The sequence below is a fragment of the Pseudomonas sp. QD4 genome (assembly GCF_049199125.1).
In the GTDB taxonomy this organism is placed as follows: Bacteria; Pseudomonadota; Gammaproteobacteria; order Pseudomonadales; family Pseudomonadaceae; genus Aquipseudomonas.
Map to the genome: position 1 here is coordinate 826,142 of NZ_JBLZOM010000002.1, position 23,477 is coordinate 849,618.

The window sequence follows — 23,477 nt, forward strand, 5'->3', positions numbered from 1 at the left end:
ATTGATCCGTTGCGCGTGCTCCAGGGATTCCCGGAGCACATCCAGTGGCCTGGCCAGCATCTGTTCGGGGTCTACCTTCCAGAACCAGGCCAGGTCATAGGCGACAGCGATCAGGTCGGCGATGGCTGCGATGCCGCACTCATGAAAAAACTCGCCACCGCCCAGCTCAAGGCATTGAGGTCAGCCAGGTCCAGTTGGTTGACCGAGGACGGCGGAATGCCGGCGCAGACCGCGATGTATTTGGCCGCGACGTCCATGTCCAGGCTGACTTCCTCACCCTTGTCGATCTTGTACGGCAGCGCCTTGATCGTGCGCACTTCCTGCACCGTCGGCCGGCGCAGGGTGAGTTCCAGCAACGGCTCGCCGTGAGCTTCGATCGGCACTTGCAGCTTTACCAGGCTGCTCATTGCCAGGTCCCCTTCTGCCCTTCGAAGCTCAGCTCGATGGTGGCGTCATCGCCCTTGGCCACCGGTTCGTCCACCAGGTAGGCACCGGCCAGCACGTAGACCTTGCCGTTGGCGAACTCGCAGGTGACGGTCATGTCGGAACCGGCAATCAGCTGCTTGAGCGGGAAGTCCGGGGTGTGCAGCGCGGTGACTTTGAACGACGGGGTGAGGTCGGTTTCCTTGTAGAAACCCGGGACCACGGTTTCCCGCTTGACGGCCATCAGCGGTGCTTCGCAGCCGCCGTTGATGGTCAGTTGCGCGCCGTCCACTTTGACGTAGCAGGTGCCTGCAATCAGTTGACCCATGATATTTCTCCGAAAAAATAAGCCCGCTCGAGGCGGGCTGAAAAAACGCTATGCAACAGGCCCGATTCAGGCCGCCGCGTCGTACTGCAGGCGGAACTGGTTGAGCAGCGCGAACACCCGCAGGCCATTGATGTAGTCCGGCGGGAACAGCACGTTGACCCGGCTCGGGTCCTGCACGTCGCGCTCGACGATCAGGTGCTCGGCGAACAGCTCGGCGTTCTCCACGTGGCCTTCCATTTCCAGCTTGGCGTACTGGGCAATCAATTCGCCGCGGATGGTGCTCGGGGTCACGATCGGTTGCCCGGCGCCAAAGCGGGTGCCATCGGAAGCCAGCTTGTGTCGCCCGTATTTGCTGGTGATCACGCTTTGCAGGCGACGCACGATAAACGCCGACTGGTGCATGGTTTCGCTGTCCAGGTAGGAGTTGTCGGCCTGGCCGTAGGCGTTTTTCTGGTAGGTGGTGATCGAACGCTGGATCCGCACGTAACCGCCTTCGTAATAGGCGGTGGCGATGCCGTAGTTGAGCAGCGACTGACGCTCGGTCAGGGTGAAACGCTCGCTGGCCGGTGCCGGATCGACACCCGGCAGGCTGCCACTTTGAGTCGGACGGCTGGCGTCGGCAGAGATAAACACCGAGGTCCGCGCAGCCAGGGCGGCGGCTTGCACCCACACCGGTTGCGGCACGCCGGCTTCCAGGGCCTGGATGGTCATGTGCTGGTCATTACGCGCCTGGCCCGCTGCTACCAGCGTGCCGACGGTGCCGCGCTTGGCGCTGTAGACATGGCCGAACAGTTGCTTGGCCCAGGACCAGCGACCGGTGCTGTCATCCATGACCGCTTGCCAGGCGTTGAGGGTCGAGGTGTCGGTCCAGGGCATGCAGATAAATTCGAAAGGCTCGTCGCCCAACGCCGCCAATGCCGCGACCTGATCCGGCACACCGGTGCCGCCGGCCATCTTGCCCAGGGTCAGCGACAGGCCGGCCGGGGTTTCCTCGCCATTGCTCTTGCCCAGGCGATTGAGTTGCAGGCTGATGTCATTGCCCGTGTCGCCGGTCCACTTGGCGCTCAGGGTGACGGTGCCATCAACGGCAGCCGCCGTGACCGGCAGATCGACCGCGGCGTTGATCTTCAGCGCCAGCGCCGCGGCGGCCTGAGTGGCTGTGGCGCCGGTGACGATCGAGGCCTGCACCCGCACACCGCCGACATACAGATTGAGCAAGCCGCTCTGGGTCGCCGCGCCGGTGAGCTTCAGCTCGGCCTTGGCCATGCTGCCCTCGGTGCTGTGCAGCGGCAGGCACCAGATCTCGCCGACCGGGTCGGTCTTGCGCCAGGTTTCGTACATGGCGGCGAGCATCGAGCCAGTGCCGCCGATGCTTTTCGCCAGGGCCACACTGGATACCAGCACCAGGCTGCCGACTTCGGTGCTGGTGGCGTTGTCGTTGACCTGGGCCACGATCAGGCGGCGCATGGACGACGAAGCACTATTGGCTGCCGAATTGTCCATCTCGGCGTAGAACAGCGGTACACGAATGTCCGCAGGGATATTGCTGAAACCGATCGCCATTATTTGGCTCCTTGTGATTTCGCCGCTTTCACGGCTTTGCTGGTGATATCGCCATCGGCCAGACGTCGACGCCACCAGGCGTTGTCCGGTACTTCACGGCCGGTGACAGGCAACAGATCGCCCGCTTCCGGGTCCGGCACCGCGCGGCCAGCGGCCGGCAGCACAGTGATGCGTTTAGTCATGGGGTTACGTCTCCTGAAAAAGTCAGCTCCAGACGCCCGTCGGGCCCCGGACGTTGCAGATTGGGGTCGGCCGGATCGATGGCATCGACCCGCACCGTGACCCCGGTAAAAGACGGCAAGCCGTCGAGTTCACGTTCATGCCAGGTTTCCGCCGGCTGGCTGGGCAGGTTGCGACCCAGCTGGAACTCAGCGAAAAAGTGCAGGCGGTAGAGCAAGCGGGTGGCACTGAGCGACACCAGCTCGCCGCCGTCGTATTCGATGGGGTTGTAGTCGAGGCCGGGTTTGAAACCGACCAGGGCCCGCCAGACTTCGGCGCGCAGGTCGTGGAGCTGGTCGAGGGCTTGTTGGGGGTGACTGGCATCGATGGCCAAGAGGACTTCGAAGAGATCACGGATGACTTGGTAGTTAGTATTTTTTCCAGACTCTAGAGAAGCCTGATCAGCTCTAACCAACAGAAAAACAATAGGAGACTGCGACATAAAATCAACTTTCAACGCATCAGCAACATCACCAAAAAATATCCTGGACTCTAGACCACGACAATATTCTTTGAGCTGGCTTAATATCGACGTAACTCTCACTCATCCTCTCCCTTAAACCCTGACACAAGATACAAACCCCTCAACCAATTAAAACTAAAGCACTGCTTTTTCCTAGACAAACTCATACCCCAACCCTTCAACACTAGAGCCTTTTAATAAAAAAACTACTGCAGCCGGAATATAAAAACAGGGAAAAGCCTGAAACCACTCGACTTAAAAATCACAAGCTATATTTATTCCCTAGAAAAATCACCAATAGGCTCCTTAGGGTATTTTTCCTTGACAGCAAGTATACTTGAATAGAAAGGCTCAACCTTATCAAGCAAACTGCAATTCATCCCATGCCAAATCATATCAAGCTGATCCTCCACACTTGGATAGGAAATAGCGCGAGCCTTTGCATAACTAACTGAGTGTTTTATTTTCATAGAAAACCCCTTCATCCACATACGGCCAAATGCAAATCTTAATATAATGAGTCTTTTCCAGATCAAACTCCAATTCGATATCCGTACCATCAGCCTCATAAATAGAGTCATCAATAAATAGCTTAGCTCCTTTTACAACCCCCTTTAAAACCCTACCTTCAACAGTAACTGACTGCATAGGCCGGTTTACTACGACACCACCGACCACAATATGAAGCTCATCTGTAACCAATACTTCGGAAGATACTATAAGGGCCTCTGGATATAAGCGCTGAGCAATATGCTTATCCCAAAAGTCTATAACCCGATAAATTTCTCCAGTTTGCATACAATACTCAACTACCTTAATCATCGCTTAACCCCCATAAACATAAGAGAACGCTGAGAAAGAACCTGAGTGAAACCAGCCGCACCACTCATATTGGGCTGAGCAGCCACTTGAAATGATATCGTATACAGCCCTTTCGTTAGTGACGTCCCATAGTTAAATCCAGCCATACCTATATAGTTCAGCCCTCCACCGACTACATGAGCACCATTGATAAGCAACCGCCATTGCGCACCACCACCAATACCACGCCCACTTCCATCAGCAGAAAATGACCCTGACACATTAGCAAACAAGTCCTGATCAAGATCCACCACAACCTTCTGAACATCTACAAAGTCATAATATCTTTGATTTGCGCCTGCGAACAAAGTCATAGACCCAGCGGTATAGGCCTGCGCAGGAATGGTTACAGCATTCCCTTTAATCTTAAGAGTGCTAACACTCAGATCTTGAATCTTAGCTGCTGTCACGGACAAATCTTCAATCTTAGAAGTTGTAATTGACGCATCTTGTATTTTTGCAGATGTAATGGCCGCACTTTCAATTTTTGCACTAGAAATTGAGCCACTTTCAATCAATGCCGAATTTATATAAACCTCATCACCCTGTATAACAAATGGATAAAACACTTCAGATCTATTTGGATCAACAATAGCAAACCGACTTGCCGCAATAAGCACCTGACTAGTGATGACCCCTTCATCGTTCTCTACTCCGATACCAATACCTGCCAGGTAAGGTTTTCCATTGACGGTGAGCTGAGTCTTGATGCTGTACATCGCCGCCAACTCACCCTTCAGCGCCTCCACCTCAACCTGAGCGCCTCCACCTGAGTCGATCCTCTCCAGTAGGTGCTGGCTCAACTGAGTCTCGGTGATCTGGTCATTGAGGTAATCCAGAATCGGGCCAGCATCAGCCGAGGACTGGCCTGTCACAGGCCCGAAGAACGCTCCTACGTTGCCGATACGATCCACCAGCCGCGCCCAGAAGAAAAACCGTACGCCGGCGGCCAACCCCATGATCGTCAGATCCGTCTGCGGATAGGCGTAATCACCAAACTTGGTAGCTGTTCCAACTTCATTCGTCTGGCTGTACCAGATCTCAGTTCGCTGCAGGTCGGCAGTACCAACTCCTGCTGGAATCGCCCACTTCAACTTGATGCCAAACACAATCGACTCAGCAGTGAACGCCACCACCACCGGTGGCGGTGTGGTCTTGCCATTCAGGACGGTCTCAGTGGAGGTTGCGAATACCGAGCCAATATCCAGCGAGTTGATCGCTCGAACCTTGGCCACATAACGCCCGGCATAGATCCCGTTGACTTCAATCGAGGTCGCACCGGTACGTCCGGCGAACACCCACTCAGCATCGTTCTTGCGCCAGTACACCTCGTAAGCAATTGCGCTTTCGGGGCGATCCCATTCGATGGTCATGACGCTGACCGCACTGCCTTGGTCAACAAAGTGATCGTTGCTCACCCGCACGTTGCTCGGCGGCCGTTGCACACTTGGCGGAATCACCGTCACCGGCGGCCGTTCAATTCGTGCACCGTTATCAATCGCTTCAAACTTGCTGGCGACATGCTTGACAGCACTGATGCTGTACTTGATGGAGTCATCAGTGAAGTCTTCAGCCACTGACAGCACTCGAAACTGTTGGGCTGCCAACGTCGGCGAATCAATCGCCCACATCGAATGCACTGGCGGCAGCTCATCCAGATCCGTGCCCAGTACCACACGTTGAACTTCAGCCGGGAACCCGGTGGTGTCGAAGGTGATATCCCCGTTGTCCCAAGTGATTCCGGTACTGTCCCAGGTCAGCGGATAACCCACCGACTTGATCACGCGCGAGATGGCCTTGCCGGTGGGCATGATCAGCGTGACGGTGTCACCCGGATAGGCTTTCACATCGGCATCGAGCACCAGGGTGTCCAGAGTCGCAGAGCGCAGTCGCCCGCCAATTCTGCGCCCGGCCCTGTCGTTATCGGCTACCCGGATGATCTGGCCCGGACGGGCCAGGGTGCCATCCAGGCCCACGGAGAAACTCACGCTTTCGGTTTCCAGGCGGTTAGTCAGCAGCGCCCATTTGCCAATGCGCTGGGCCTGAGCCTGTGAGGTGCAACCGGTGGCGGTGATTTCGGTCTGTTGTACCCCGTAGCGGGCAATGCCTTCCGGGTCATCGACGTACTGCACCTTCTGCCGGTAGAAGTCCGTCGGGTCGTTCCAGCTGACCAGCGCTACGCTGTAGCGGGTCTTTTTCGCCGAGCCACCGTAGACGAACTTGCCGTCGACCACGTTGGCATTGCTGTAGGTGTACACCGGGTCTTCCGGCATATCGGCCACGGCCATCACCGAGCCTGCGCCCCAATAAGCCATGCCGCGGAAGGTGGTCGCCAGGTCCTGCAGCACTTTTAGGGCATCGGCACGGACCGACAGATAGAGGTTGCAGGTGAAGCGCGGCTCCGTGCCGCCCTTGCCGTCGGAGACCGGTTGGTCGCAGTACTGGCCAATGCGGTACAGCTCCCACTTGTCCACCTGGGCGGCGTTGAGCAAATGCCCCAGGCCATAACGTGGGTGCAACAACAGGTCGTAGTAGATCCAGGCCGGGTTGTCGGTCCAGGCCGACTTGAAGGTGCCATCCCAGACGCCGCTGTAAACCCGGGTCAACGGGTCATAGTTGCTGGGCACGCGGATGATCCGGCCCTGCAATTCAAAGGAGCGGGTGGGGATCGACTGGAACTGCGAGGCATCGAATTGCAGGCCGATGATCGCCGACCCTGGGTAGCGCAACTTGGCATCGATCACATCGGTGATGGATTCGACACTGGTGGTGTCGGCAATCGCACCGCTGGTGGAATTCGGCGTCAGGCGGCGCACACGAACCGTCCAGCCGGCGGTAGCAGCAGGCAGATCGACACGATGGGAACGCTCATATTTGCTCGAAGTCTTGCCACTGAACGCCGCTTGCAGCACTTCAACGAAGGCAGCGCCATCAGTGGAAAGGTCAATGGCATAACGAACGGTATAACCGTTGGTATCACCGTTGCTGGTATTGGTCTGCGCCAGCCGCGAGACTGCCAGGCGGATACGCACCGCCGACAGTTGCAGGTTGGTGATGGCCTTGCTCCAGGGCTGATCGCTGCGCAACTCCACCGCCACCGAGGCCTCGTTCTCCACCGCCGGAAATCCCGGAATGTAGGTCTGGTCCTGGCTGCCGTTGCGGGTTTCGAGGCTGACCCCGGAGAAGTTCAGGCTACCGTCAGCATTGGCCAGGGGCGTCTCGTTGAGAAACACCGAGCGTTTGCCGTTCTTCAAGCCCACGATCTCGCCCTCGCTGACGAGGTCGAGAATCCGAGCGTAAGCCGTGCTTTGCAGGCTGTCTGGCGCCTCCACGGAGGGACGGGGCTTGGAGCCGCCGCCTTTGCTGCCAGCGAGAATAAGGTCAGTCATGGCTTTCCTTCAGGCGAAATAAGGCCCACGCAATGGCAGGCTGATTGAAGACGGGAGGGGTTAGAGTTGGTCTTCGGCGTAGATGCCGGAGCTGATCACGGCGCTACCGACGGTCAACTGGCCGTAGAGCAATCCCACCGGATTCCCCTGGACGCTGGTGTTGACCGGGCCATTGAAGCTGTAGCTGGGGCGGTTTTCCGGGCTGTCCTGGGCGGCTAGCCCCTTTGGCACCGGAGCCAGCATCTGCATGACGCCCCCCATCGCCATGGTCGCCCCAGTCATCATCAAAAACGAGGCGGCTGGGCCGGTCAGGTAACCGAAGGGGTTGAAGTAAGCCACTGCCATCAACACCGCCCCGAGAATGGTCTGCAAACCTCCAGCACGCTTCGAGCCGCTTAGAACCGGCGCGATACGGATCACTTCCTTGCCCAGGGGCTGATGAATCTCGGTCTCGGAAAGGTTGTGCCGCCCTTTGAACACGGCGAATCGCAATCCTTTATCCGCACTCTGCACCATGTAGCGCTCGAAGCCGGGAAACTGCCGGAAGTACCCCATCACTTCCTTGAAACCGCCGGCGATGGCCACCCTGTGCTCACGCCCGAACATTCTCGCCAGGGAGCCTGACAGCAGCACGGTTTGCATCTTTTGTCGTTCTACGGCCAAGCCCATGGGGTTCTCCTGGCAATAAAAAACCCGCCGAGGCGGGCTTCAACGGAAGGACGGATACAGCCTGGTTCAGAGCTGATCCTGCGCATAAATCCCGGCACTGATCACCGAACTGCCGACAGTCAACTGACCGTATAACAGCCCCACCGGGTTGCCTTGGGCGCTGGTGTTAACCGCACCGTTGAAACTGTAGCTGGCACGATTGTCGGGGCGATCCATGGCACCGAGGCCCTTTAGCTGCGGCGACATCATCTGCATGACCCCGCCCATGGCCATGGAAATTCCGATATTGGCCGCGATGGTCCAGCCTGTAGTGCTGCTGCCACCGATCAGTGCCGAACTGCCTCCGGCGGCAAACATGCCCCCTGAAAAGTAGGAAGCAGCTACCACCAAGGCAACGCCGATAATGGTTTGAAGCCCGCCCGAACGTTTACTGCCGATCACTACCGGAGCAATACGGATATCGCTGTTTCCACTGGGCGCGTTCAAACGGTCGTGACCGATATTGTCGCGGCCGAGAAACAGCGAGTAGGTCAGCCCGCGGTCCTTGGACCCCATCAGGAAAGCCTCGAACCCCGGAATCAGGATGCACAAGGCACGTACCGCTTCCGAGGCATTGCTCACCGCCAGCCTGTGCACTCGGCCAAAGCGCGCTCCCAGGGTCCCGTAAAGACGGATGACCCTGATTTTTTGCTGATTCATCACATCACTCCCAGAAACAAAGATCCTCGGTTTAACTCAAGGAAAGGCGATGGGTTTCAAGCCTTCGCCATAAGCCGGCGATGGCGCCAGATGCTGACCGTGACTTCGTCCCAGTAACCGCCGTAGGTATCGCGCTTGCTGTCACGTCCGTAAAGGTGATGCAGGATCGAGCCCGGGGCTGGAAAATGTTGCGGTTCGCTCTTGAGCATGCCATCAGCCAGGTAGATCGCCGCGTGATTGGGGACTGGCGAGCGAATTTGCATCAGCACCACATCGCCCTGACGCAAATCACTGACGCGCTCGAAACCGGCCTGCGGCAGGTGTTGCAGGTAAAGGTTGCCGCCCTTATCCCACCAACCGTCTTCACGCTGATAACTTCCCAGCTCAATACCCAGCTCCCGGCGGTAGTAATCCAGGATGATGCTCAAGCAATCATGTATGCCGTGGGCAAAGGCACGGCCGATCAGGGGGGCTTGATACCCGGTGGGCACCAGGCTCGCCCACTCGCCCTTGCACACCTTGCCGTCGTCGCCCTTGCGCACTTCAAGAATGTGCCAGGGCAGGCCCGACGCCTCACAAGCCACCCGATCCGCCTCGCTGGGCGCCGGCGGATAATCCGGGTGGCTGTGAATCACTGCCAGCACCTCGCCGCGCTCTTCCGCTGCCGCATAATCTTCGGGCGCCAAGCGAAAATGCTCGCTGGGCGTGGTAGCAGTATTGCGACACGGCACGTAGACGCGCTTGCGCCCCTCACGAATCAGCAACCCGCAACACTCATGGGGGTACTCGGCCAGGGCATGGCGCTCGATGGCCGCCAGGTTTGCCTTGTTCATGGTCAGCTCCGTAGCAGCCCAGCCGCTGGAAATGAGCCAAAGGGCAGCGGATTGTTTTCACCGAAACGCAGCTTGCAGCTGCTCAGGCGCCCACCGCATTTGTCCTTGGCGGCGTCCGTGACAATCACATCGTTGCTATCCGCCACCGGGCCGCCGTTATAACCGCAATAGGGCCCGCGATAGCCACCACAACTCAGCCACCAGCAGACGTTGGCGACAATCTGCCGCCGCGGCAGCTGCACGCCGTTAAAGTCCAGGGCGCTGGCCAACTCGAACTTCACAACCTCGTTGTCTTCGGATGACTTGCGCTCGACGTACCAGATATCCGGCGGCAGTTCCTCCTCAGGATCCGCTTCGGGCTGGCCATCCAGGTACTTGCCGAGAGTCCGGTGACGAATCAGCCGGGCCCCCACCAAATCTTCGAAATACAGCACCAGGGCAGTGATAAATCCGCCGACGTTACCCACCGAAAGTGTCGGCGTCGGCTGCGAACCCTGGCCGGACATTTCAAAACCCTCGGCCTGAATCGGCCAAGGGGAATACTCCAGTCCCTGCCAAAAGATCGACGACTGCTGTGGGTAACCGTGAAAACGATAAAGCTCGGCACCAAGACTCGTGGCGTCGAGCTCAAAAAGCTCCACCCACGCGCCTGGCTCCAGGGTCTGGATATCGGCCGTGATCGGCATGGTGATTCCTCAGGCAAAAATAAACCCGCTTGGGGCGGGTAGCGGTGATCGCAGATGCTGTAGCGCTTAAAGCATCCAGTTGGGCTTGAATTGCAAAGGAACCAGGCAATCAACCGCAGCGTTCGAGAGGTACACCCCGTATTGGCCCTGGTGCCCCCAGCCGTAGATCATGCCTTCGTTGTCCATCGCATAGACTACCGAGGCCCCGGTAGCGGCATGAGTAGTGTTCAGAAAGCCAATGTTGTCGATGGTGATGGTCTTCCCGGAGTTGCCAAGCTTTGGCAGCGCTACCAGTGTAGGAGTGGTAAGGCCCCCAACAACGCCGCGTCCCCCGTCGCCATAACCATTGACGCCCATGTGGTACAGGTTGCCCGCAGCGCTCCGGATAAACATCGGGAAACAGTAACTGTAGTAAGGCCGGTCGTAATCTTGAGTCATGATTTTGCCGACTTTACGGTCTGCGGTCGTTCCGTCAAAAGTCGGATGTTTGGTAGGCACTAGAAGATTGGTCGCATTGCCATTGCCCAACTGCGAGGTAGCGTTATAGCCCCAGACCCAAAGCGCACCATCTGCATCCACACCGTAGCAACTGCCCACGCCACCGCCGCATACGCTCAGTTGAGTAAAGGCCTGCGGGATTTTGAAGGGAGTCGCCAGGGAGGTGGTACTCCCACTGCCCAGTTGAGCATAGGTGTTGACGCCACAAGTACGCACCGAGTCCGTGAACCACATCACAGTGAATCCGCTAGCGTTTGCAGCGGTGTCAGCCCATCCGCTGCCGCCTTTGATACTCAAGAGTTTGGCGATTTCATCGGCTCCACCCCACGCAGCGGTCACCTCAGTAAAGGAGACGATGTTAACCGGCGCAGCCACACCGGCCTGCCCATTCCCGTTATAGCCTGCAAAGAACAAACGATTATCCGAGGTCTGTACCCAAGTACGCCCGTAGGAACTGCCAAGGTTCCACACCGACTTGATACCACCTTGAGTCGGCACATCCCAAACCTTGGTCCAGGAGTTTCGCAGGGTGGTGTCACCACTACCGAGCTGGCCATACCCGTTATAGCCGGCAGCGTACAAGCCATCAGCCCTGCGAATCAGCGCCTTACCTCCGTCAAAACTGTGACCAGAGTTGGTCTCATGGAAGTAGATATCGAGCACTCCACTCGTGGATAGCGTGGGTAGTGGAACCAACGCCACGCTCCCAATCCCCAACTGCCCATAGTTGTTATAGCCCCAAGCCCAGAGTTCCCCGTTTGCAAGAAGTGCATAGCCGTTGTAACCCACAGCACCTGCTTTGATTACCGGAGACGTGCTGGGGATATTCACTCGACTGAAGTTATTCAGGCCATAAAGCGAAGTAGAAGCGTTAGGTCCGCGACCGGCTTGAAAGTTGCCATATACAGTCGCGGCACCACACGCGGACCACAGCACTCCATTGACGATGGCGTAAACGCTGTTGACCAGGCAATTGCTGATCCAGGAAGGCTTAATCGGATTGATAACTCCTTCCAACTTCGTGACCCGCTGGGCGCTGTTGTCCACTTGAGTGGCCAGGGCAGGAACATTCACTTCTCCGGGCACAGAAGCAACAGCGGCAGCCATTGTGATCCAGATTACGCTGGAGTTGGCCATACGGGTTTCTGAGCCAACCCGGGGGGGTCCATTAATACGATCGGATACCGCTCCCCCGGTGTGTGTGCAGTACATCGATGCCTGCACAGCTGCCGCGCTGCGTGCACCATTAGTGGTCGCGGTGTCCGTGTTAAAGCCAATAGGGACAAGCGTGCCAGGGGTAGCACTGGCTTCAGCCGTACGATGATTCATCGCCTGTGTCTGGTCAGCCTGGTGACCCCCTACAACCCCAGCAGAGTTCAACCCATAACCCCGGTAAGTGACCCCGCCCACACCAAGCTGGTCGTATTTGCCATTGTCATCCGGCATCCGGAAGGTCGTGGAACCATCACCATGGGAATAGCAGCCGCGGAGTCTGACATTTGACTTCCACTGATCGTCCGCCACTGCTGCAGCCTGGACCTTGGCCCACAACCCAGGCCATACGGCGCGCTGCAGAAGCTGTCCGGAGCGCTCCACGAACCCGGCTGGAATCGTCTCCACCGGCAGGGTCCAGGGAATGGTCGAGCCCACAGGCAAACCGGTGCCGCTGGCCACTTCCTTGAAGGTCCCATCACTGCACAGGAAGCGGTCTTTATCCGTCTCCAACACAGGCGGAGCGGGAACCAGGCCTTTTGCACCGCCAGCGGAGGCTGTCGCCCCCCTCATGGTGGCGCTGTAAAAAGCAGCAGGCTGGCCTGCGAGCTTGTCCGAGTCGGCCGCTGTCTCACTCTTGCCGAGCTTGGTGTTGAGCTGGCCCTGCACCTTGGCAAAGCCCTGCAGCAGCGTATCGCTAGCCACGATTGCAGCGTCGACCTGCTCCCCCATGCCCACCAGCGACGTCGAACGCACCCGGGCCGCAGTGAAATACTGGTTGGTCGCTCCTTCCGCCACCTGGTCGGTTGATCCTGGTGACGAAGGGATCAACACAAATGCCGAACCACTCCATCGATATTGCTTCGTGGGGTTGTTCAGGCTTTCACCATCGTTGACCGCAATATAGATCTTGCCGGCCTCCCCCATCACCGGAAAATCGGCCAGTGTTGGAAACTCCAGCACATCTCGAGGTAACTGCGAAGCTGGCACCGTTCCGTTGACCAACTGCGCCACAGTCGTGCCCAAGGCTGAGGCTGGAACTGCCGCATCAGCTTTGGCCTTGGCGACTGCGGCGTCCGTCACACCCTGGTCAGCCTTGGCCTGCGCGGCGGCAGTGCGGCTGTCCAGCTCCACAAAATTGTCGTTGATGGTCTGGGCACCCGAGCGCAGGTTCTGGCCACTGCCATCGTTGGGTGCACTGCCAACGTTGATCGGATCGATAGTCATGGATGAAACGCCTGTTCAAAAGTTGCGCTGAGCGAATAGACCCCCGCCCCTAACGGCGAGGGCTGATAGGTCTGGCAGCGATACAGCCCTTGCTCGCCCAGCGGCGGCGTCCAGTAAAAAGGCATGGCGCCTTGATGAGAGTCGATGAAGTCGATGATCGGCTTGATCTTCTTGTCATCACCGACAAAGGTCAGTGGCCAGGACTGGGTCTTGTTGTTGATCCCGTCCTGCGCCACCTGCCGATAACCATCACCGAACTGGGCAGATTTAAGACGAAACTCGACGCTGCCCACGGGTTCCACCTTGGGTACCCAGGTGAATGTTTCAATAGTCATGTTTTTCTCCGGGCGTGAGCCGTTGCGGCCGCTGGGAATCAGCGGCCGTTGATGACGGACCAGATTTGGCCGCCCGGTTTCAGGTCACGAGCGATCTGCTCGGCAGCGCCTTGCTTGGCGGCACTGGCGTAGGCATTGGCGAGGTTCTGCGAGTTCATGCCGGCCCCAGAAGCGCCAGCCTGACCGTCGGCCACATTGATGGTCTGCTGGATGACCACTTGCTGGTTACTGGTGGTGCCAGACTGTCCGCCGCCCAACGCAACAACACCCAGCGAACCGTCGGAGCCACGACTCAAAGGCATGATGGCTTCTGGTCCGGCTTCACCGAAAAGGGCCATTGGCGCCAGCGTCGGCCCCATGGCCACGGAGTTAGTAAAGACCCCACCTTTGGCATGAGAAAACACCGGCGGCGTTACACCGGAAGCATCGAGTTGCGGGGTGAACACATTCGATACACCACCCACAGTGAAGGTGCGGGATGCTGGGGCAGCACTGGGGAAAAGACTACTTACCGTAGAACCGATCATGCCGAACAACGAACTTAGCGCACTGGAAGCCGCCGTCTTTGCCGCCAGCATCGCCATGTCCTTGAGCACCGACTTGGCAAAATCTGAAAAGGAGAATTTGCCCGTGGTGGCGAACTGCAGGATCGCCTCATCCATTTGTTGGAAGGCACTGGTAAACACGGCCTTGGTCTTGCCTGCCACGTCGTTGGCGCTACTCATGTAGTCGCTAAAAGCGGACTGCGCTCCATTCTTCCATCCATCGAGCAACTCGCCCATCTGCCCATAATCGCTCTGGATCTGTTGCGTGGTTTCGCTGTGCTTGGCCTTCAATTCATCAAGTTTTGTCGCGTAATCGGCGCTCTGCTGCGTTACCCGGCCGTAAGCATCACCTACTGGAAAACTGATTCCCGCCTTGTCGGTGTAGCTCGCCGGGGCCTGCGCTGCGCTTTGTAACCACTGTTTATCCAGAGACTGGGCATACTCGGCTCCAACACTCTTGTTCTGCTGGAGCAGTGCGTTCAAGGCGCTCTGGCTTTTTACAAATTCATCGGCTGCTTTGGCTGCCGGGTCATAGGCCTTGCGTAGATCGCCGAAGGCACTGGAAGTCGCGTCCAACGCAGACGCAGACGAAATGGCTAAGGCATCAGCCATTTTCTTTCCGGCCTCTTCGACTCGTCGCTGCATGCTGCGCATGCCTTGATCGGTAATACGCTGTGCTTTATCCAAGGCCCGTTCCAGGCTGCCAAGGTCCAGCAGCAGATTCCCTTGGGAAGCAGTTGCCATAGGTTTCTCCGGGTCATGAAAAAACCCGTCGAAACGGGTTTGAGAAAAGTGGCCTGTCCTAGCACCACTCGTTCATTGCGCGCTCGAGTGACATCCCCAAGCGTTGTTCATAAGGCATGAAATCCAGCAATTCAGCCGTGCCCCCGCCCAGCCGGTGGGTCTGCAATGCAACCAGTGCGTTGCCCGCCTCCAGCCGCCTACCGGAATGCAGGGAGCCATATCGATCGATATAGCGCCCCCACGCCAGGGCTTCGTGATAGGTCATGCGCTCCTTGGCTTCAGCTATGGTCCGGCCGCCGACTCCGTTCAGTACAAGTTCGTGCCAGAACTCATCGGCGGCACTCAGTTTTTTGCGGCGGCGCCACCTGTGCCGTTGACCTCATTCACCGCGTTCAGGATCAGGAAACCCAACGACGGTTCAAGGTTATAGGCGTCGTCGTAACTGAGGCTTTCCGCGCCTTCAGCACCCAATGCCACCGATGCGGCGATGAAACTGGCATTGCGACTAGACTCGGACTCACCCTGGGCAAACAGGCGCTCGATCACACCGAAGGACTGCCGACGGATGTGCAGGGTGAAGGTGTCGGTCACCTCCTTCCCCGTTTTGCTGTCTGGATGAGTCCAGCTCACTTCCTTTTTGACTGCTTGACCGTCGACGATGCCGCCTTTGGCTTTCAGTTGTTTGAGGTTCATAGGGCCTCTCAGGCTTTCTTGATCCAGGTGGAACCACCCGTGCGTTGAATGGTGACGGTGGTAGTGACCACCGCGTTCAGCGCGAAGTTGAAAGGGAAGTCCGAGACGTAGCCGTCGAAGGCAAACCAGGTGCGAGTGGCCGGTAGCTCGAAGTTGTCACCCTTGGTGTTGACGGTGGGTACCACGCCTTTACCGTCGGACCAGCCCACCACCCACTTGACGCTGGTGTCGCCATCAGCCTCGGAAAGCTGATGCAGGCGGATATGGCTGGCGTTTGCAGGGTCGGCGTTCAGACCCAGGCTGGCGGTGCCTGGAGTACGCAGACCTTTTTTGTAGCTGCGCTCTGCTGCGTTGAGGCTGGTGTCTTCGATTTGCTCAGCGGGTGCACCGCCTGGATCGAAAGAGGTTGCGTGTTCGATTTCCAACACGGTGTACGGACCGCTGCCGGCGAGCGACGGAACAAGGGCAAAAATTTGAGTACCTTGGGTAAGAATCGACATCGGGTGTTCTCCTGCGAACAATAAAAAACCCGCAATGGCGGGCAATGGGTATGACTCGGTTTGAAAGGCTGGCTCAGGCCGCCCGGCAGCTCACGGAGCGGGCGTGCCATCGAGATAAGGGGGGGCGTTCGGATCTGGCTCTCGGCTCTTGATCAGATCGACCAGCGCCTGATTACTCTGGGCCAGCAGACGGATGGCTGCGTTCAACGCCAACTGACCATCTGCTTGGGTTTGCAGGGCCGCAACCAGACGATTGATCGCCGCCAGTTCTTCATCATTCATCGCTGTTCATTCTCTTCGCGTTGATCGGGGTGGTGATCACGTGGGGCGTTTCAAACGTTGATACATCCAGACTTGTCCTTAATTACTTGGTGATCAACAGGTCGATGGTGCTGGTATCGCAGTAATAAGCGCCCTTCTTGTCGAGAACAAAATAGAGGGAGGACGCTTTGGTAACAGGAACTTTACTTACTGAAACGATAGCCCCCTGACCTTTGGCCAAGGTGCCAGACTGAAGAACCGTACCGTCAAGGTTCAGGGACCAGCTGACACCGTCACCACAACCATAGTGGATGTGATTGATACGCCCGAGAACATTGACCTCTCCAACCACAGGGCTGGCCCAGCGGATGATTGTTTGGCTATTTTTGCCAGGGTGTAGCCCCACGTTACCTGGCTCGAGAACATAGCCGACGTTTTCGGTAAAGGTGTAAGTCTTGAAATGGACCGATACAAGAGACTCAGATACTGGATCTCTCCAGCAGGTTGCTGGCTTGCCGCCACAGTCGTCCGCTTTAAAGTAAGGCAGCAGGGTGTAGTTTTCGGGCTTATTCAGTCCCGAGGCATTCTGCATAAATGTCCAAGGCGAGTTCGTCGCAGGGTTCTCCTTTATAAAGATCACGTCCCTCGCCAAGTTCCAGGACAGTGCGGTATCCGCCCAGGAGTTAATTGAAATACTCATCAACGAAAACAGACTCAACAGCAATACAGCTTTAATCTTTCCCATAACATCTCCGATAGTATTTTTACGAGCTTACGTGCTCATTTTTGAAACGGCCTTGCATACAAAAAACTGCTGCAACTCCTTACGACGTGCGATCAACTAATCGGCGTCCATCACTCATAACTAATTATTAATTGCTCATTGATCAGAGTGAGAGTCCCGCGGTGGCACCTCGCACACCCCAATCCGCTTGGCCGCCCAACGTTCATAAAGGCCGATGGCGACATCGGCGCCGGCCATGGCGGTCAGGCAGCCGAGTGCGCAGGCGGTCCAGATCGACACGCCGACGCCGTACAGCAGCATGATCGCCGAGACACCGCAGACCACGCAGGCGCCGGAGCGCAGGGCCAGTCGTCGCACCAGCAGCCAGCCTCGGGCACCCTCCTTGTCAGCGCGCCACATCTCGCCGGACACGCCACCCACCAGAGCGAGGACGATGACCAGCCAGATCGGCATGTCCAGCAACGCTTGTTGCTCGTTTGTCATGTCTTACCTCCAGTGCGGGAAAAGCCAATTCATTGGCCGGAAAATAATGCGGGTGCTGCTGTGAGCCTGTATCGCCAAGGGGCATACAGTTAGGCAGGCATTCCAAAAAGCCCGGTTGCCCAGGCTTTTCAGTAATGCGGTCCTTCTGATCTTTCGGCGCTACTGGCGCGGTACGGATCCATTTAAATTGTTCCTCCGACCGCGACCCTGTCCGCCGGATAACTGCTTCTGGTGCTTTACGCTGCACACCCGGGTCAGTTGCCAACCCTCTGAACCGTTGAGGCCGGTTCATCGCTGCCTTTGCTTTGCCACTAAAGAGCGGTGTTGGTCGCCGTTGTTGAGCGGCTTGAGACAAAGAATATGCGTTTATGCATATACAGTCAATGCATAAATGCATTTATTTGCGCGCAAGAAATGCACGAGCGCATGAATCCCTTGTCGCACAAGGCTCACGGCTTTTCTGCATGCGAAAAAAAACCCACTCGGTGGCGGGTTTTATCTGACGGCGGTTCGGTTAGCGGGCGTACATGCCCCACCAGAAGACGTGGCCGAGGATGGTGATCTGCTCTTCCTGAATTTCCTGGAAGCTGTAGTCCTCATCCGGATGCTCGTCGCGATTGAAGCTGCGCAGGCGAATGCCGGTAGGCAGGCGATACAGCTGCTTCACCCGCAACTGGCCATTATGGTTAATGGCGTAGAGGTCGCCATCGACGATGTCGCCGATACCGCACTTGCCGGCATTGACGCCCACGGTGGCGCCGTCGCGCAGCACCGGCAGCATGCTGTTGCCGCGCACTGTGACGCACTTGGCCTGGTCAAACTGCACACCGTTATGGCGCAGGCTGCGCTTGCCAAAACGCAGGCTGGCGCGCTCGCTTTCCTCGATGACGAATCTTCCTGATCCTGCAGCCAATTCAACCTCTCGAAGAAAGGGGACCGAGACCTCGTCGTCATCGACAGGCGTATCGTCGTCCCACAGACTTATGTCCTTGAGTTCGGAATGTATCTCGTCGCCAATCGCCGCGCGGCCTGGGGCAATCTCAGCGCGCCCGCGCAGTTGATCGGTACTGACCTGGAAGTACTCGGCGATGCGCGAGATGTGCTTGTCCGACGGATCAACGATCTTGCCGCTGAGGATCCGCGAGAGTGTGGATTGAGGCACGCCGGTTCGACGGTGAAGCTCCGTAGGGGAGATTCCGTTGCGATCGAGCAGTTCTCTTAAGACGGTAGAAACATTGCGTTTTTGCATAACGCGCATATTGCTCGTTCTTTTCGCCGATGACAAATGCTGATTTGCATATTTTATGCATTCTTTTCAGAAACAACCTACGGCCTCACGCCTGCGAAGGGCCGACCGCCCATGGTAACCTTGCGCCCATCGCGGAAACGCCGGGCCGATGCCCCGCCCTTGCCCCACCACTTTCAACGAATTTGCCTACCTACCCGATGAATAAAGCACTCTCAGACTTGTCCTCCCACACACCGATGATGCAGCAGTACTGGCGCCTCAAGAACCAGCACCCTGATCAGTTGATGTTCTATCGCATGGGCGACTTCTACGAAATCTTCTACGAAGACGCCAAGAAGGCCGCCAAGCTGCTCGACATCACCCTGACAGCACGCGGGCAGTCGGCGGGCCAGGCGATTCCGATGTGTGGCATTCCTTACCATGCGGCGGAAGGTTACCTGGCGAAGCTGGTCAAGCTCGGCGAGTCGGTGGTGATCTGCGAACAAGTGGGCGACCCGGCCACCAGCAAAGGTCCGGTGGACCGCCAGGTGGTGCGCATCATCACCCCAGGCACGGTCAGTGACGAGGCGTTGCTCGATGAACGCCGCGACAACCTGATCGCCGCGGTGCTGGGTGACGAGCGTCTGTTTGGCCTGGCGGTCCTGGACATTACCAGCGGCAACTTCACCGTGCTGGAGATCAAAGGCTGGGAAAACCTGTTGGCGGAGCTGGAGCGGGTCAACCCGGTCGAGCTGATGATCCCGGATGACTGGCCACAGGGTTTGCCGGCAGAGAAGCGTCGTGGTGTGCGGCGTCGCGCGCCTTGGGACTTCGAGCGTGACTCGGCCCACAAGAGCCTGTGCCAGCAGTTTTCGACCCAGGACCTCAAGGGATTTGGCTGCGAGAACCTGACCCTGGCCATCGGCGCCGCCGGTTGCCTGCTCAGTTACGCCAAGGAAACCCAGCGCACCGCCCTGCCCCATCTGCGCAGCCTGCGGCACGAACGCCTGGACGACACCGTGGTGCTGGACGGCGCAAGCCGGCGCAACCTGGAGCTGGACACCAACCTGGCCGGCGGTCGCGACAACACCCTGCAATCGGTGGTCGACCGTTGCCAGACCGCCATGGGCAGCCGCCTGCTGACTCGCTGGTTGAACCGTCCGCTGCGTGACCTCAAGGTCCTACAGGCGCGGCAGACCTCGATTACCTGCCTGCTGGATGGCTATCGCTTCGAGAAGCTGCAACCGCAGCTGAAAGAGATCGGCGATATCGAGCGGATCCTCGCCCGTATCGGCCTGCGCAATGCCCGCCCGCGCGACCTGGCACGCCTGCGTGACGCATTGGCGGCGCTGCCCGAATTGCAAGTGGCAATGGCAGAACTGGAAGGTCCGCACCTTACTCAACTGGCACAGACCACCAGCACCTACCCGGAGCTCGCGGCGCTGCTGGAAAAAGCCATCATCGACAATCCGCCGGCGGTCATCCGTGACGGCGGCGTGCTGAAGACCGGCTACGACGTCGAGCTCGATGAACTGCAATCCTTGAGCGAGAACGCCGGGCAGTTCCTGATCGATCTCGAGGCCCGGGAAAAAGCCCGCACCGGCCTGGCCAACCTGAAGGTCGGCTACAACCGCATTCATGGCTACTTTATCGAGCTGCCAAGCAAACAGGCCGAACAGGCTCCGGCGGACTACATCCGACGCCAGACCCTCAAGGGCGCCGAGCGCTTTATCACCCCAGAGCTCAAGGAATTCGAAGACAAGGCCTTGTCCGCCAAGAGCCGGGCCCTGGCCCGCGAGAAAATGCTCTATGAGGCCCTGCTGGAGACCATGATCAGCCACCTGCCGCCCCTGCAGGACACCGCCGCGGCCCTGGCCGAGCTGGACGTGCTGAGCAACCTGGCAGAGCGTGCGCTGAACCTTGACCTGAATTGCCCGCGTTTTGTCAGCGAGCCCTGCATGCGCATCAGCCAGGGACGCCACCCGGTGGTCGAGCAGGTGCTGAGCACGCCGTTCGTGGCCAATGACCTGAGCCTGGATGACAACACCCGCATGCTGGTGATCACCGGTCCGAACATGGGCGGTAAATCCACCTACATGCGTCAGACCGCCTTGATTGTGCTGCTGGCCCATATCGGCAGCTTCGTACCCGCCGCCAGTTGCGAGCTGTCACTGGTGGACCGGATCTTCACCCGGATCGGTTCCAGCGACGATCTGGCGGGCGGCCGCTCGACCTTCATGGTGGAAATGAGCGAAACCGCGAACATCCTGCACAACGCCACCGAACGCAGCCTGGTGCTGATGGACGAAGTGGGCCGCGGCACCAGTACCTTTGACGGTCTTTCCCTGGCCTGGGCTGCGGCAGAACGTCTCGCCCACCTGCGCGCCTACACGCTGTTCGCCACCCACTACTTCGAGCTGACGGTGCTGCCGGAAAACCAGCCGCTGGTAGCCAACGTGCACCTCAATGCCACTGAGCACAACGAACGTATCGTCTTCCTGCACCACGTGCTGCCAGGGCCGGCCAGCCAGAGCTACGGCCTGGCCGTGGCCCAGCTGGCTGGGGTGCCGAGCGAGGTGATCCTGCGTGCCCGCGAGCACCTGAGCCGTCTGGAAACCACCAGCCTGCCCCATGAAGTCGCACGCCCGGCTTCGGAAAAAACGTCGGTTCCACAGCAAAGCGACATGTTCGCCAGCCTGCCTCATCCGGTGCTTGAAGACCTGGCCAAGCTCGATCTGGACGACATGACGCCACGTAGGGCATTGGAAATGCTCTATACATTGAAGACACGCATCTAACGCAGACGCCTTCAAGCTGTTAGAATCTCGCGCGGTTTGGGATGCTGCGGACTTTTAAGCCTGGTCCGCAGACTATCGCTCCCAAACCTGGCGACCCCGTCATGAAGGGGCTCCGCTGCCGCCGCCTGAGGAGAGAATTAGAAATGACCTTCGTCGTCACCGACAACTGCATCAAGTGCAAGTACACCGACTGCGTAGAAGTCTGTCCGGTGGACTGCTTTTACGAAGGCCCGAACTTCCTGGTGATTCACCCGGATGAGTGCATTGATTGCGCGCTGTGCGAGCCTGAATGCCCAGCTGTAGCCATTTTCTCCGAAGACGAAGTCCCGGACGAGATGCAGGAATTCATTCAGCTGAACGTTGAACTGGCCGAGATCTGGCCCAACATCACTGAGAAGAAAGAATCGTTGCCGGATGCCGAAGAGTGGGATGGCGTCAAAGGCAAGATCAAAGACCTCGAACGCTGATTACCGCCGCGTTCCCGAAAAGGCCCCTTGCGGGCCTTTTTGCTTTTCAGGGAAAGAGCTTTTCTACTGTCACTTTTTTACAGGCGAAAAAAAGGGGCGGTATGACCCGCCCACATTTTTCCCTATTCCCTGTAGTCCTTTTCATCGTCCTGATGAATCGCTTCCTGCGATGTCCCTGACCATCGTCCTTGATGGCAGTGTCTATCCGTCGACACAGGGCTGATATTAAAGACTTTCAGCCAGGTAGCAACTGCTGCCGACCCTGTAAGAAGTGCCTTTACTCAACCGCCACATAAAAATAAATACATATAAATCAATTACTTAGAAAAATACCCACACATAAAAGGGCAACTTCCAAGCCGTTAGAGCCCAAACACTTACGAAAGAGTAGGCTTTGGCTTACACGCGATTTCTAACTACTCCCATTTGGCAGTGCATCTCCTTTGCTAAAAACATTCCATAGCCCATAAAAAAGCCCCGAACAGGTCGGGGCTTTTTATCGACGACGGCGGCCAGCGCTATTATTGGAACAATGACTCGCTGGAAAGGCCGTTCTTCTCAAGGATTTCCCGCAGGCGTTTCAGACCTTCTACCTGAATCTGTCTGACTCGTTCCCGAGTAAGACCGATTTCGAGCCCTACGTCTTCAAGGGTGCTGCTTTCATGACCGCGCAAGCCGAAGCGCCGGATGACGACTTCACGCTGCTTGTCGGTCAACTCGGACAGCCATTGATCGATGCTCTGGGACAGGTCGTCATCCTGCAGCAGCTCGCAAGGGTCAGTTGGACGGTCGTCGGTGAGGGTGTCCAGCAAGGTTTTATCCGAATCCGGACCCAGCGAGACATCAACCGAAGAAACCCGCTCGTTCAAGCCCAGCATGCGCTTGACCTCTCCCACTGGTTTTTCCAGCAGGTTGGCGATTTCTTCGGGGGAAGGTTCATGGTCGAGCTTTTGAGTCAGCTCACGTGCGGCCCGCAGGTAGACGTTGAGTTCTTTGACCACATGAATCGGCAACCGAATGGTGCGGGTCTGATTCATGATCGCGCGTTCGATGGTCTGACGAATCCACCAGGTCGCGTAGGTCGAGAAGCGAAAACCACGCTCCGGATCGAATTTTTCCACCGCCCGGATCAGCCCGAGGTTGCCCTCTTCGATCAGGTCCAGCAGGGAAAGGCCGCGGTTGACATAACGTCGGGCGATTTTCACCACAAGTCGCAAGTTGCTTTCGATCATGCGCTTGCGCCCGGCCGGGTCACCGCTCTGCGACAGTCGCGCAAAGTGGACTTCTTCTTCCGGGGAGAGCAACGGGGAAAAGCCGATCTCATTGAGGTACAGCTGCGTCGCGTCGAGCGCTCGCGTGTAATCAATGTACTTGTGTTGCTTAAGCGTTGCGGAGTGTTTGGATTTGGCGCGAACGGAAGGCGGTGCAGCCCCTTCATTATTCGACATCGAATCCATAGCGATGCCGGTCTCCATAAGGAGCACCTCATCGTCGATGTCAAACTCCGGCACTTCTTTACTGAGAGCCATTGTTATAGTCCTTTGGTGAGTTCGACCTCAAGCTCAAGCGGCGCCTTTATCCTTGGCAACGCTGGAGCCTGTTCCCTCT

The 23,477-nt window shown here is 57.7% G+C and carries 25 protein-coding genes; 2 read left to right on the forward strand and 23 right to left on the reverse strand.

Going from position 1 to position 23,477, the window contains the following annotated elements:
- Positions 1-110: 110 nt before the first annotated feature.
- From ACOZJV_RS14755 to ACOZJV_RS14860, 22 genes are all read right to left on the reverse strand, one after another.
- A complete protein-coding gene (locus ACOZJV_RS14755) occupies positions 111-407 on the reverse strand; it encodes a phage tail assembly protein (protein WP_078470103.1) in 297 nt (98 codons plus the stop codon).
- Complete coding sequence (locus ACOZJV_RS14760; RefSeq protein WP_020296570.1) at positions 404-751, reverse strand: phage tail tube protein; 348 nt, start codon at positions 749-751, stop codon at positions 404-406. The genes ACOZJV_RS14755 and ACOZJV_RS14760 overlap by 4 nt, the downstream gene beginning before the upstream one ends.
- A 66-nt stretch (positions 752-817) precedes the next feature.
- Positions 818-2,314, reverse strand: a complete 1,497-nt coding sequence (locus ACOZJV_RS14765) for a phage tail sheath subtilisin-like domain-containing protein (RefSeq protein WP_078470102.1) — start codon at positions 2,312-2,314, stop codon at positions 818-820.
- Positions 2,314-2,496, reverse strand: a complete 183-nt coding sequence (locus ACOZJV_RS14770; protein WP_078470101.1) for a DUF2635 domain-containing protein — start codon at positions 2,494-2,496, stop codon at positions 2,314-2,316. The genes ACOZJV_RS14765 and ACOZJV_RS14770 overlap by 1 nt, the downstream gene beginning before the upstream one ends.
- A complete protein-coding gene (locus ACOZJV_RS14775) occupies positions 2,493-3,077 on the reverse strand; it encodes a phage tail terminator protein (protein ID WP_421547940.1) in 585 nt (194 codons plus the stop codon). Before ACOZJV_RS14775 ends, ACOZJV_RS14770 begins: the two co-directional genes overlap by 4 nt.
- 194 nt (positions 3,078-3,271) lie before the next feature.
- Positions 3,272-3,466 (reverse strand): hypothetical protein, encoded by a 195-nt coding sequence (locus tag ACOZJV_RS14780; protein WP_421547941.1) that lies wholly within the window; start codon positions 3,464-3,466, stop codon positions 3,272-3,274.
- On the reverse strand, positions 3,444-3,818 hold the full coding sequence (locus tag ACOZJV_RS14785) for a hypothetical protein (protein WP_421547942.1): 375 nt from the start codon (positions 3,816-3,818) through the stop codon (positions 3,444-3,446). Before ACOZJV_RS14785 ends, ACOZJV_RS14780 begins: the two co-directional genes overlap by 23 nt.
- Entirely contained in the window at positions 3,815-7,246 is a 3,432-nt protein-coding gene (locus tag ACOZJV_RS14790) for a host specificity protein J (RefSeq protein WP_421547943.1), read from the reverse strand. The genes ACOZJV_RS14785 and ACOZJV_RS14790 overlap by 4 nt, the downstream gene beginning before the upstream one ends.
- A gap of 60 nt (positions 7,247-7,306) precedes the next feature.
- Positions 7,307-7,915 carry a tail assembly protein gene (locus ACOZJV_RS14795; RefSeq protein WP_421547944.1) on the reverse strand — a complete coding sequence of 203 codons (609 nt, stop codon included), beginning with the start codon at positions 7,913-7,915 and terminating at the stop codon, positions 7,307-7,309.
- 66 nt (positions 7,916-7,981) lie between these two features.
- A complete protein-coding gene (locus ACOZJV_RS14800; RefSeq protein WP_201129658.1) occupies positions 7,982-8,614 on the reverse strand; it encodes a tail assembly protein in 633 nt (210 codons plus the stop codon).
- 56 nt (positions 8,615-8,670) lie between these two features.
- Positions 8,671-9,447 carry a C40 family peptidase gene (locus tag ACOZJV_RS14805; RefSeq protein ID WP_421547945.1) on the reverse strand — a complete coding sequence of 259 codons (777 nt, stop codon included), beginning with the start codon at positions 9,445-9,447 and terminating at the stop codon, positions 8,671-8,673.
- 2 nt (positions 9,448-9,449) lie between these two features.
- The gene (locus tag ACOZJV_RS14810; protein ID WP_201129654.1) at positions 9,450-10,133 is read right to left on the reverse strand and encodes a phage minor tail protein L; all 684 of its coding nucleotides are present in this window, start codon (positions 10,131-10,133) and stop codon (positions 9,450-9,452) included.
- A gap of 66 nt (positions 10,134-10,199) precedes the next feature.
- The gene (locus ACOZJV_RS14815; RefSeq protein ID WP_421547946.1) at positions 10,200-13,070 is read right to left on the reverse strand and encodes a hypothetical protein; all 2,871 of its coding nucleotides are present in this window, start codon (positions 13,068-13,070) and stop codon (positions 10,200-10,202) included.
- A complete protein-coding gene (locus ACOZJV_RS14820) occupies positions 13,067-13,405 on the reverse strand; it encodes a phage tail protein (RefSeq protein WP_421547947.1) in 339 nt (112 codons plus the stop codon). The genes ACOZJV_RS14815 and ACOZJV_RS14820 overlap by 4 nt, the downstream gene beginning before the upstream one ends.
- A 38-nt stretch (positions 13,406-13,443) precedes the next feature.
- Positions 13,444-14,694 carry a phage tail tape measure protein gene (locus ACOZJV_RS14825; protein WP_421547948.1) on the reverse strand — a complete coding sequence of 417 codons (1,251 nt, stop codon included), beginning with the start codon at positions 14,692-14,694 and terminating at the stop codon, positions 13,444-13,446.
- A gap of 58 nt (positions 14,695-14,752) precedes the next feature.
- Positions 14,753-14,959, reverse strand: coding sequence for a hypothetical protein (locus ACOZJV_RS14830; protein WP_421547949.1), 207 nt, complete (start codon positions 14,957-14,959; stop codon positions 14,753-14,755).
- Positions 14,960-15,036: 77 nt separating this feature from the next.
- Positions 15,037-15,387, reverse strand: a complete 351-nt coding sequence (locus ACOZJV_RS14835; protein ID WP_421547950.1) for a phage tail assembly chaperone family protein, TAC — start codon at positions 15,385-15,387, stop codon at positions 15,037-15,039.
- Positions 15,388-15,395: 8 nt separating this feature from the next.
- Positions 15,396-15,887 (reverse strand): phage tail tube protein, encoded by a 492-nt coding sequence (locus ACOZJV_RS14840; RefSeq protein ID WP_201129648.1) that lies wholly within the window; start codon positions 15,885-15,887, stop codon positions 15,396-15,398.
- Positions 15,888-15,977: 90 nt separating this feature from the next.
- On the reverse strand, positions 15,978-16,169 hold the full coding sequence (locus ACOZJV_RS14845; protein WP_201129647.1) for a hypothetical protein: 192 nt from the start codon (positions 16,167-16,169) through the stop codon (positions 15,978-15,980).
- Between the two features lie 82 nt (positions 16,170-16,251).
- Positions 16,252-16,893, reverse strand: a complete 642-nt coding sequence (locus ACOZJV_RS14850) for a hypothetical protein (protein WP_421547951.1) — start codon at positions 16,891-16,893, stop codon at positions 16,252-16,254.
- Between the two features lie 135 nt (positions 16,894-17,028).
- Positions 17,029-17,376 (reverse strand): phage holin family protein, encoded by a 348-nt coding sequence (locus ACOZJV_RS14855; RefSeq protein ID WP_421547952.1) that lies wholly within the window; start codon positions 17,374-17,376, stop codon positions 17,029-17,031.
- A 514-nt stretch (positions 17,377-17,890) separates the two neighbouring features.
- Entirely contained in the window at positions 17,891-18,634 is a 744-nt protein-coding gene (locus tag ACOZJV_RS14860) for an XRE family transcriptional regulator (RefSeq protein WP_078470086.1), read from the reverse strand.
- Between the two features lie 188 nt (positions 18,635-18,822).
- On the opposite strand from ACOZJV_RS14860, the gene mutS reads away from it, so the two are divergent.
- Positions 18,823-21,402 (forward strand): DNA mismatch repair protein MutS, encoded by a 2,580-nt coding sequence (gene mutS, locus ACOZJV_RS14865; protein WP_421547953.1) that lies wholly within the window; start codon positions 18,823-18,825, stop codon positions 21,400-21,402.
- A gap of 143 nt (positions 21,403-21,545) precedes the next feature.
- Positions 21,546-21,869, forward strand: a complete 324-nt coding sequence (gene fdxA, locus ACOZJV_RS14870) for a ferredoxin FdxA (RefSeq protein ID WP_020296593.1) — start codon at positions 21,546-21,548, stop codon at positions 21,867-21,869.
- Positions 21,870-22,390: 521 nt separating this feature from the next.
- Here fdxA and rpoS read toward each other — a convergent pair.
- Entirely contained in the window at positions 22,391-23,398 is a 1,008-nt protein-coding gene (gene rpoS, locus ACOZJV_RS14875; RefSeq protein ID WP_020296594.1) for an RNA polymerase sigma factor RpoS, read from the reverse strand.
- Positions 23,399-23,477: the final 79 nt, after the last annotated feature.

Coding starts and splice junctions, on each gene's coding strand:
- ACOZJV_RS14835 (WP_421547950.1), bottom strand. CDS start 15,387: ATGAACCTCAAACAACTGAAAGCCAAAGGCGGCATCGTCGACGGTCAA.
- ACOZJV_RS14765 (WP_078470102.1), bottom strand. CDS start 2,314: ATGGCGATCGGTTTCAGCAATATCCCTGCGGACATTCGTGTACCGCTG.
- fdxA (WP_020296593.1), top strand. CDS start 21,546: ATGACCTTCGTCGTCACCGACAACTGCATCAAGTGCAAGTACACCGAC.
- ACOZJV_RS14755 (WP_078470103.1), bottom strand. CDS start 407: ATGAGCAGCCTGGTAAAGCTGCAAGTGCCGATCGAAGCTCACGGCGAG.
- ACOZJV_RS14850 (WP_421547951.1), bottom strand. CDS start 16,893: ATGGGAAAGATTAAAGCTGTATTGCTGTTGAGTCTGTTTTCGTTGATG.
- ACOZJV_RS14825 (WP_421547948.1), bottom strand. CDS start 14,694: ATGGCAACTGCTTCCCAAGGGAATCTGCTGCTGGACCTTGGCAGCCTG.
- ACOZJV_RS14860 (WP_078470086.1), bottom strand. CDS start 18,634: ATGCGCGTTATGCAAAAACGCAATGTTTCTACCGTCTTAAGAGAACTG.
- ACOZJV_RS14760 (WP_020296570.1), bottom strand. CDS start 751: ATGGGTCAACTGATTGCAGGCACCTGCTACGTCAAAGTGGACGGCGCG.
- ACOZJV_RS14845 (WP_201129647.1), bottom strand. CDS start 16,169: ATGAATGATGAAGAACTGGCGGCGATCAATCGTCTGGTTGCGGCCCTG.
- mutS (WP_421547953.1), top strand. CDS start 18,823: ATGAATAAAGCACTCTCAGACTTGTCCTCCCACACACCGATGATGCAG.
- ACOZJV_RS14820 (WP_421547947.1), bottom strand. CDS start 13,405: ATGACTATTGAAACATTCACCTGGGTACCCAAGGTGGAACCCGTGGGC.
- ACOZJV_RS14780 (WP_421547941.1), bottom strand. CDS start 3,466: ATGAAAATAAAACACTCAGTTAGTTATGCAAAGGCTCGCGCTATTTCC.
- ACOZJV_RS14815 (WP_421547946.1), bottom strand. CDS start 13,070: ATGACTATCGATCCGATCAACGTTGGCAGTGCACCCAACGATGGCAGT.
- ACOZJV_RS14800 (WP_201129658.1), bottom strand. CDS start 8,614: ATGAATCAGCAAAAAATCAGGGTCATCCGTCTTTACGGGACCCTGGGA.
- ACOZJV_RS14770 (WP_078470101.1), bottom strand. CDS start 2,496: ATGACTAAACGCATCACTGTGCTGCCGGCCGCTGGCCGCGCGGTGCCG.
- ACOZJV_RS14785 (WP_421547942.1), bottom strand. CDS start 3,818: ATGATTAAGGTAGTTGAGTATTGTATGCAAACTGGAGAAATTTATCGG.
- ACOZJV_RS14840 (WP_201129648.1), bottom strand. CDS start 15,887: ATGTCGATTCTTACCCAAGGTACTCAAATTTTTGCCCTTGTTCCGTCG.
- ACOZJV_RS14855 (WP_421547952.1), bottom strand. CDS start 17,376: ATGACAAACGAGCAACAAGCGTTGCTGGACATGCCGATCTGGCTGGTC.
- ACOZJV_RS14805 (WP_421547945.1), bottom strand. CDS start 9,447: ATGAACAAGGCAAACCTGGCGGCCATCGAGCGCCATGCCCTGGCCGAG.
- rpoS (WP_020296594.1), bottom strand. CDS start 23,398: ATGGCTCTCAGTAAAGAAGTGCCGGAGTTTGACATCGACGATGAGGTG.
- ACOZJV_RS14810 (WP_201129654.1), bottom strand. CDS start 10,133: ATGCCGATCACGGCCGATATCCAGACCCTGGAGCCAGGCGCGTGGGTG.
- ACOZJV_RS14795 (WP_421547944.1), bottom strand. CDS start 7,915: ATGGGCTTGGCCGTAGAACGACAAAAGATGCAAACCGTGCTGCTGTCA.
- ACOZJV_RS14790 (WP_421547943.1), bottom strand. CDS start 7,246: ATGACTGACCTTATTCTCGCTGGCAGCAAAGGCGGCGGCTCCAAGCCC.
- ACOZJV_RS14830 (WP_421547949.1), bottom strand. CDS start 14,959: ATGACCTATCACGAAGCCCTGGCGTGGGGGCGCTATATCGATCGATAT.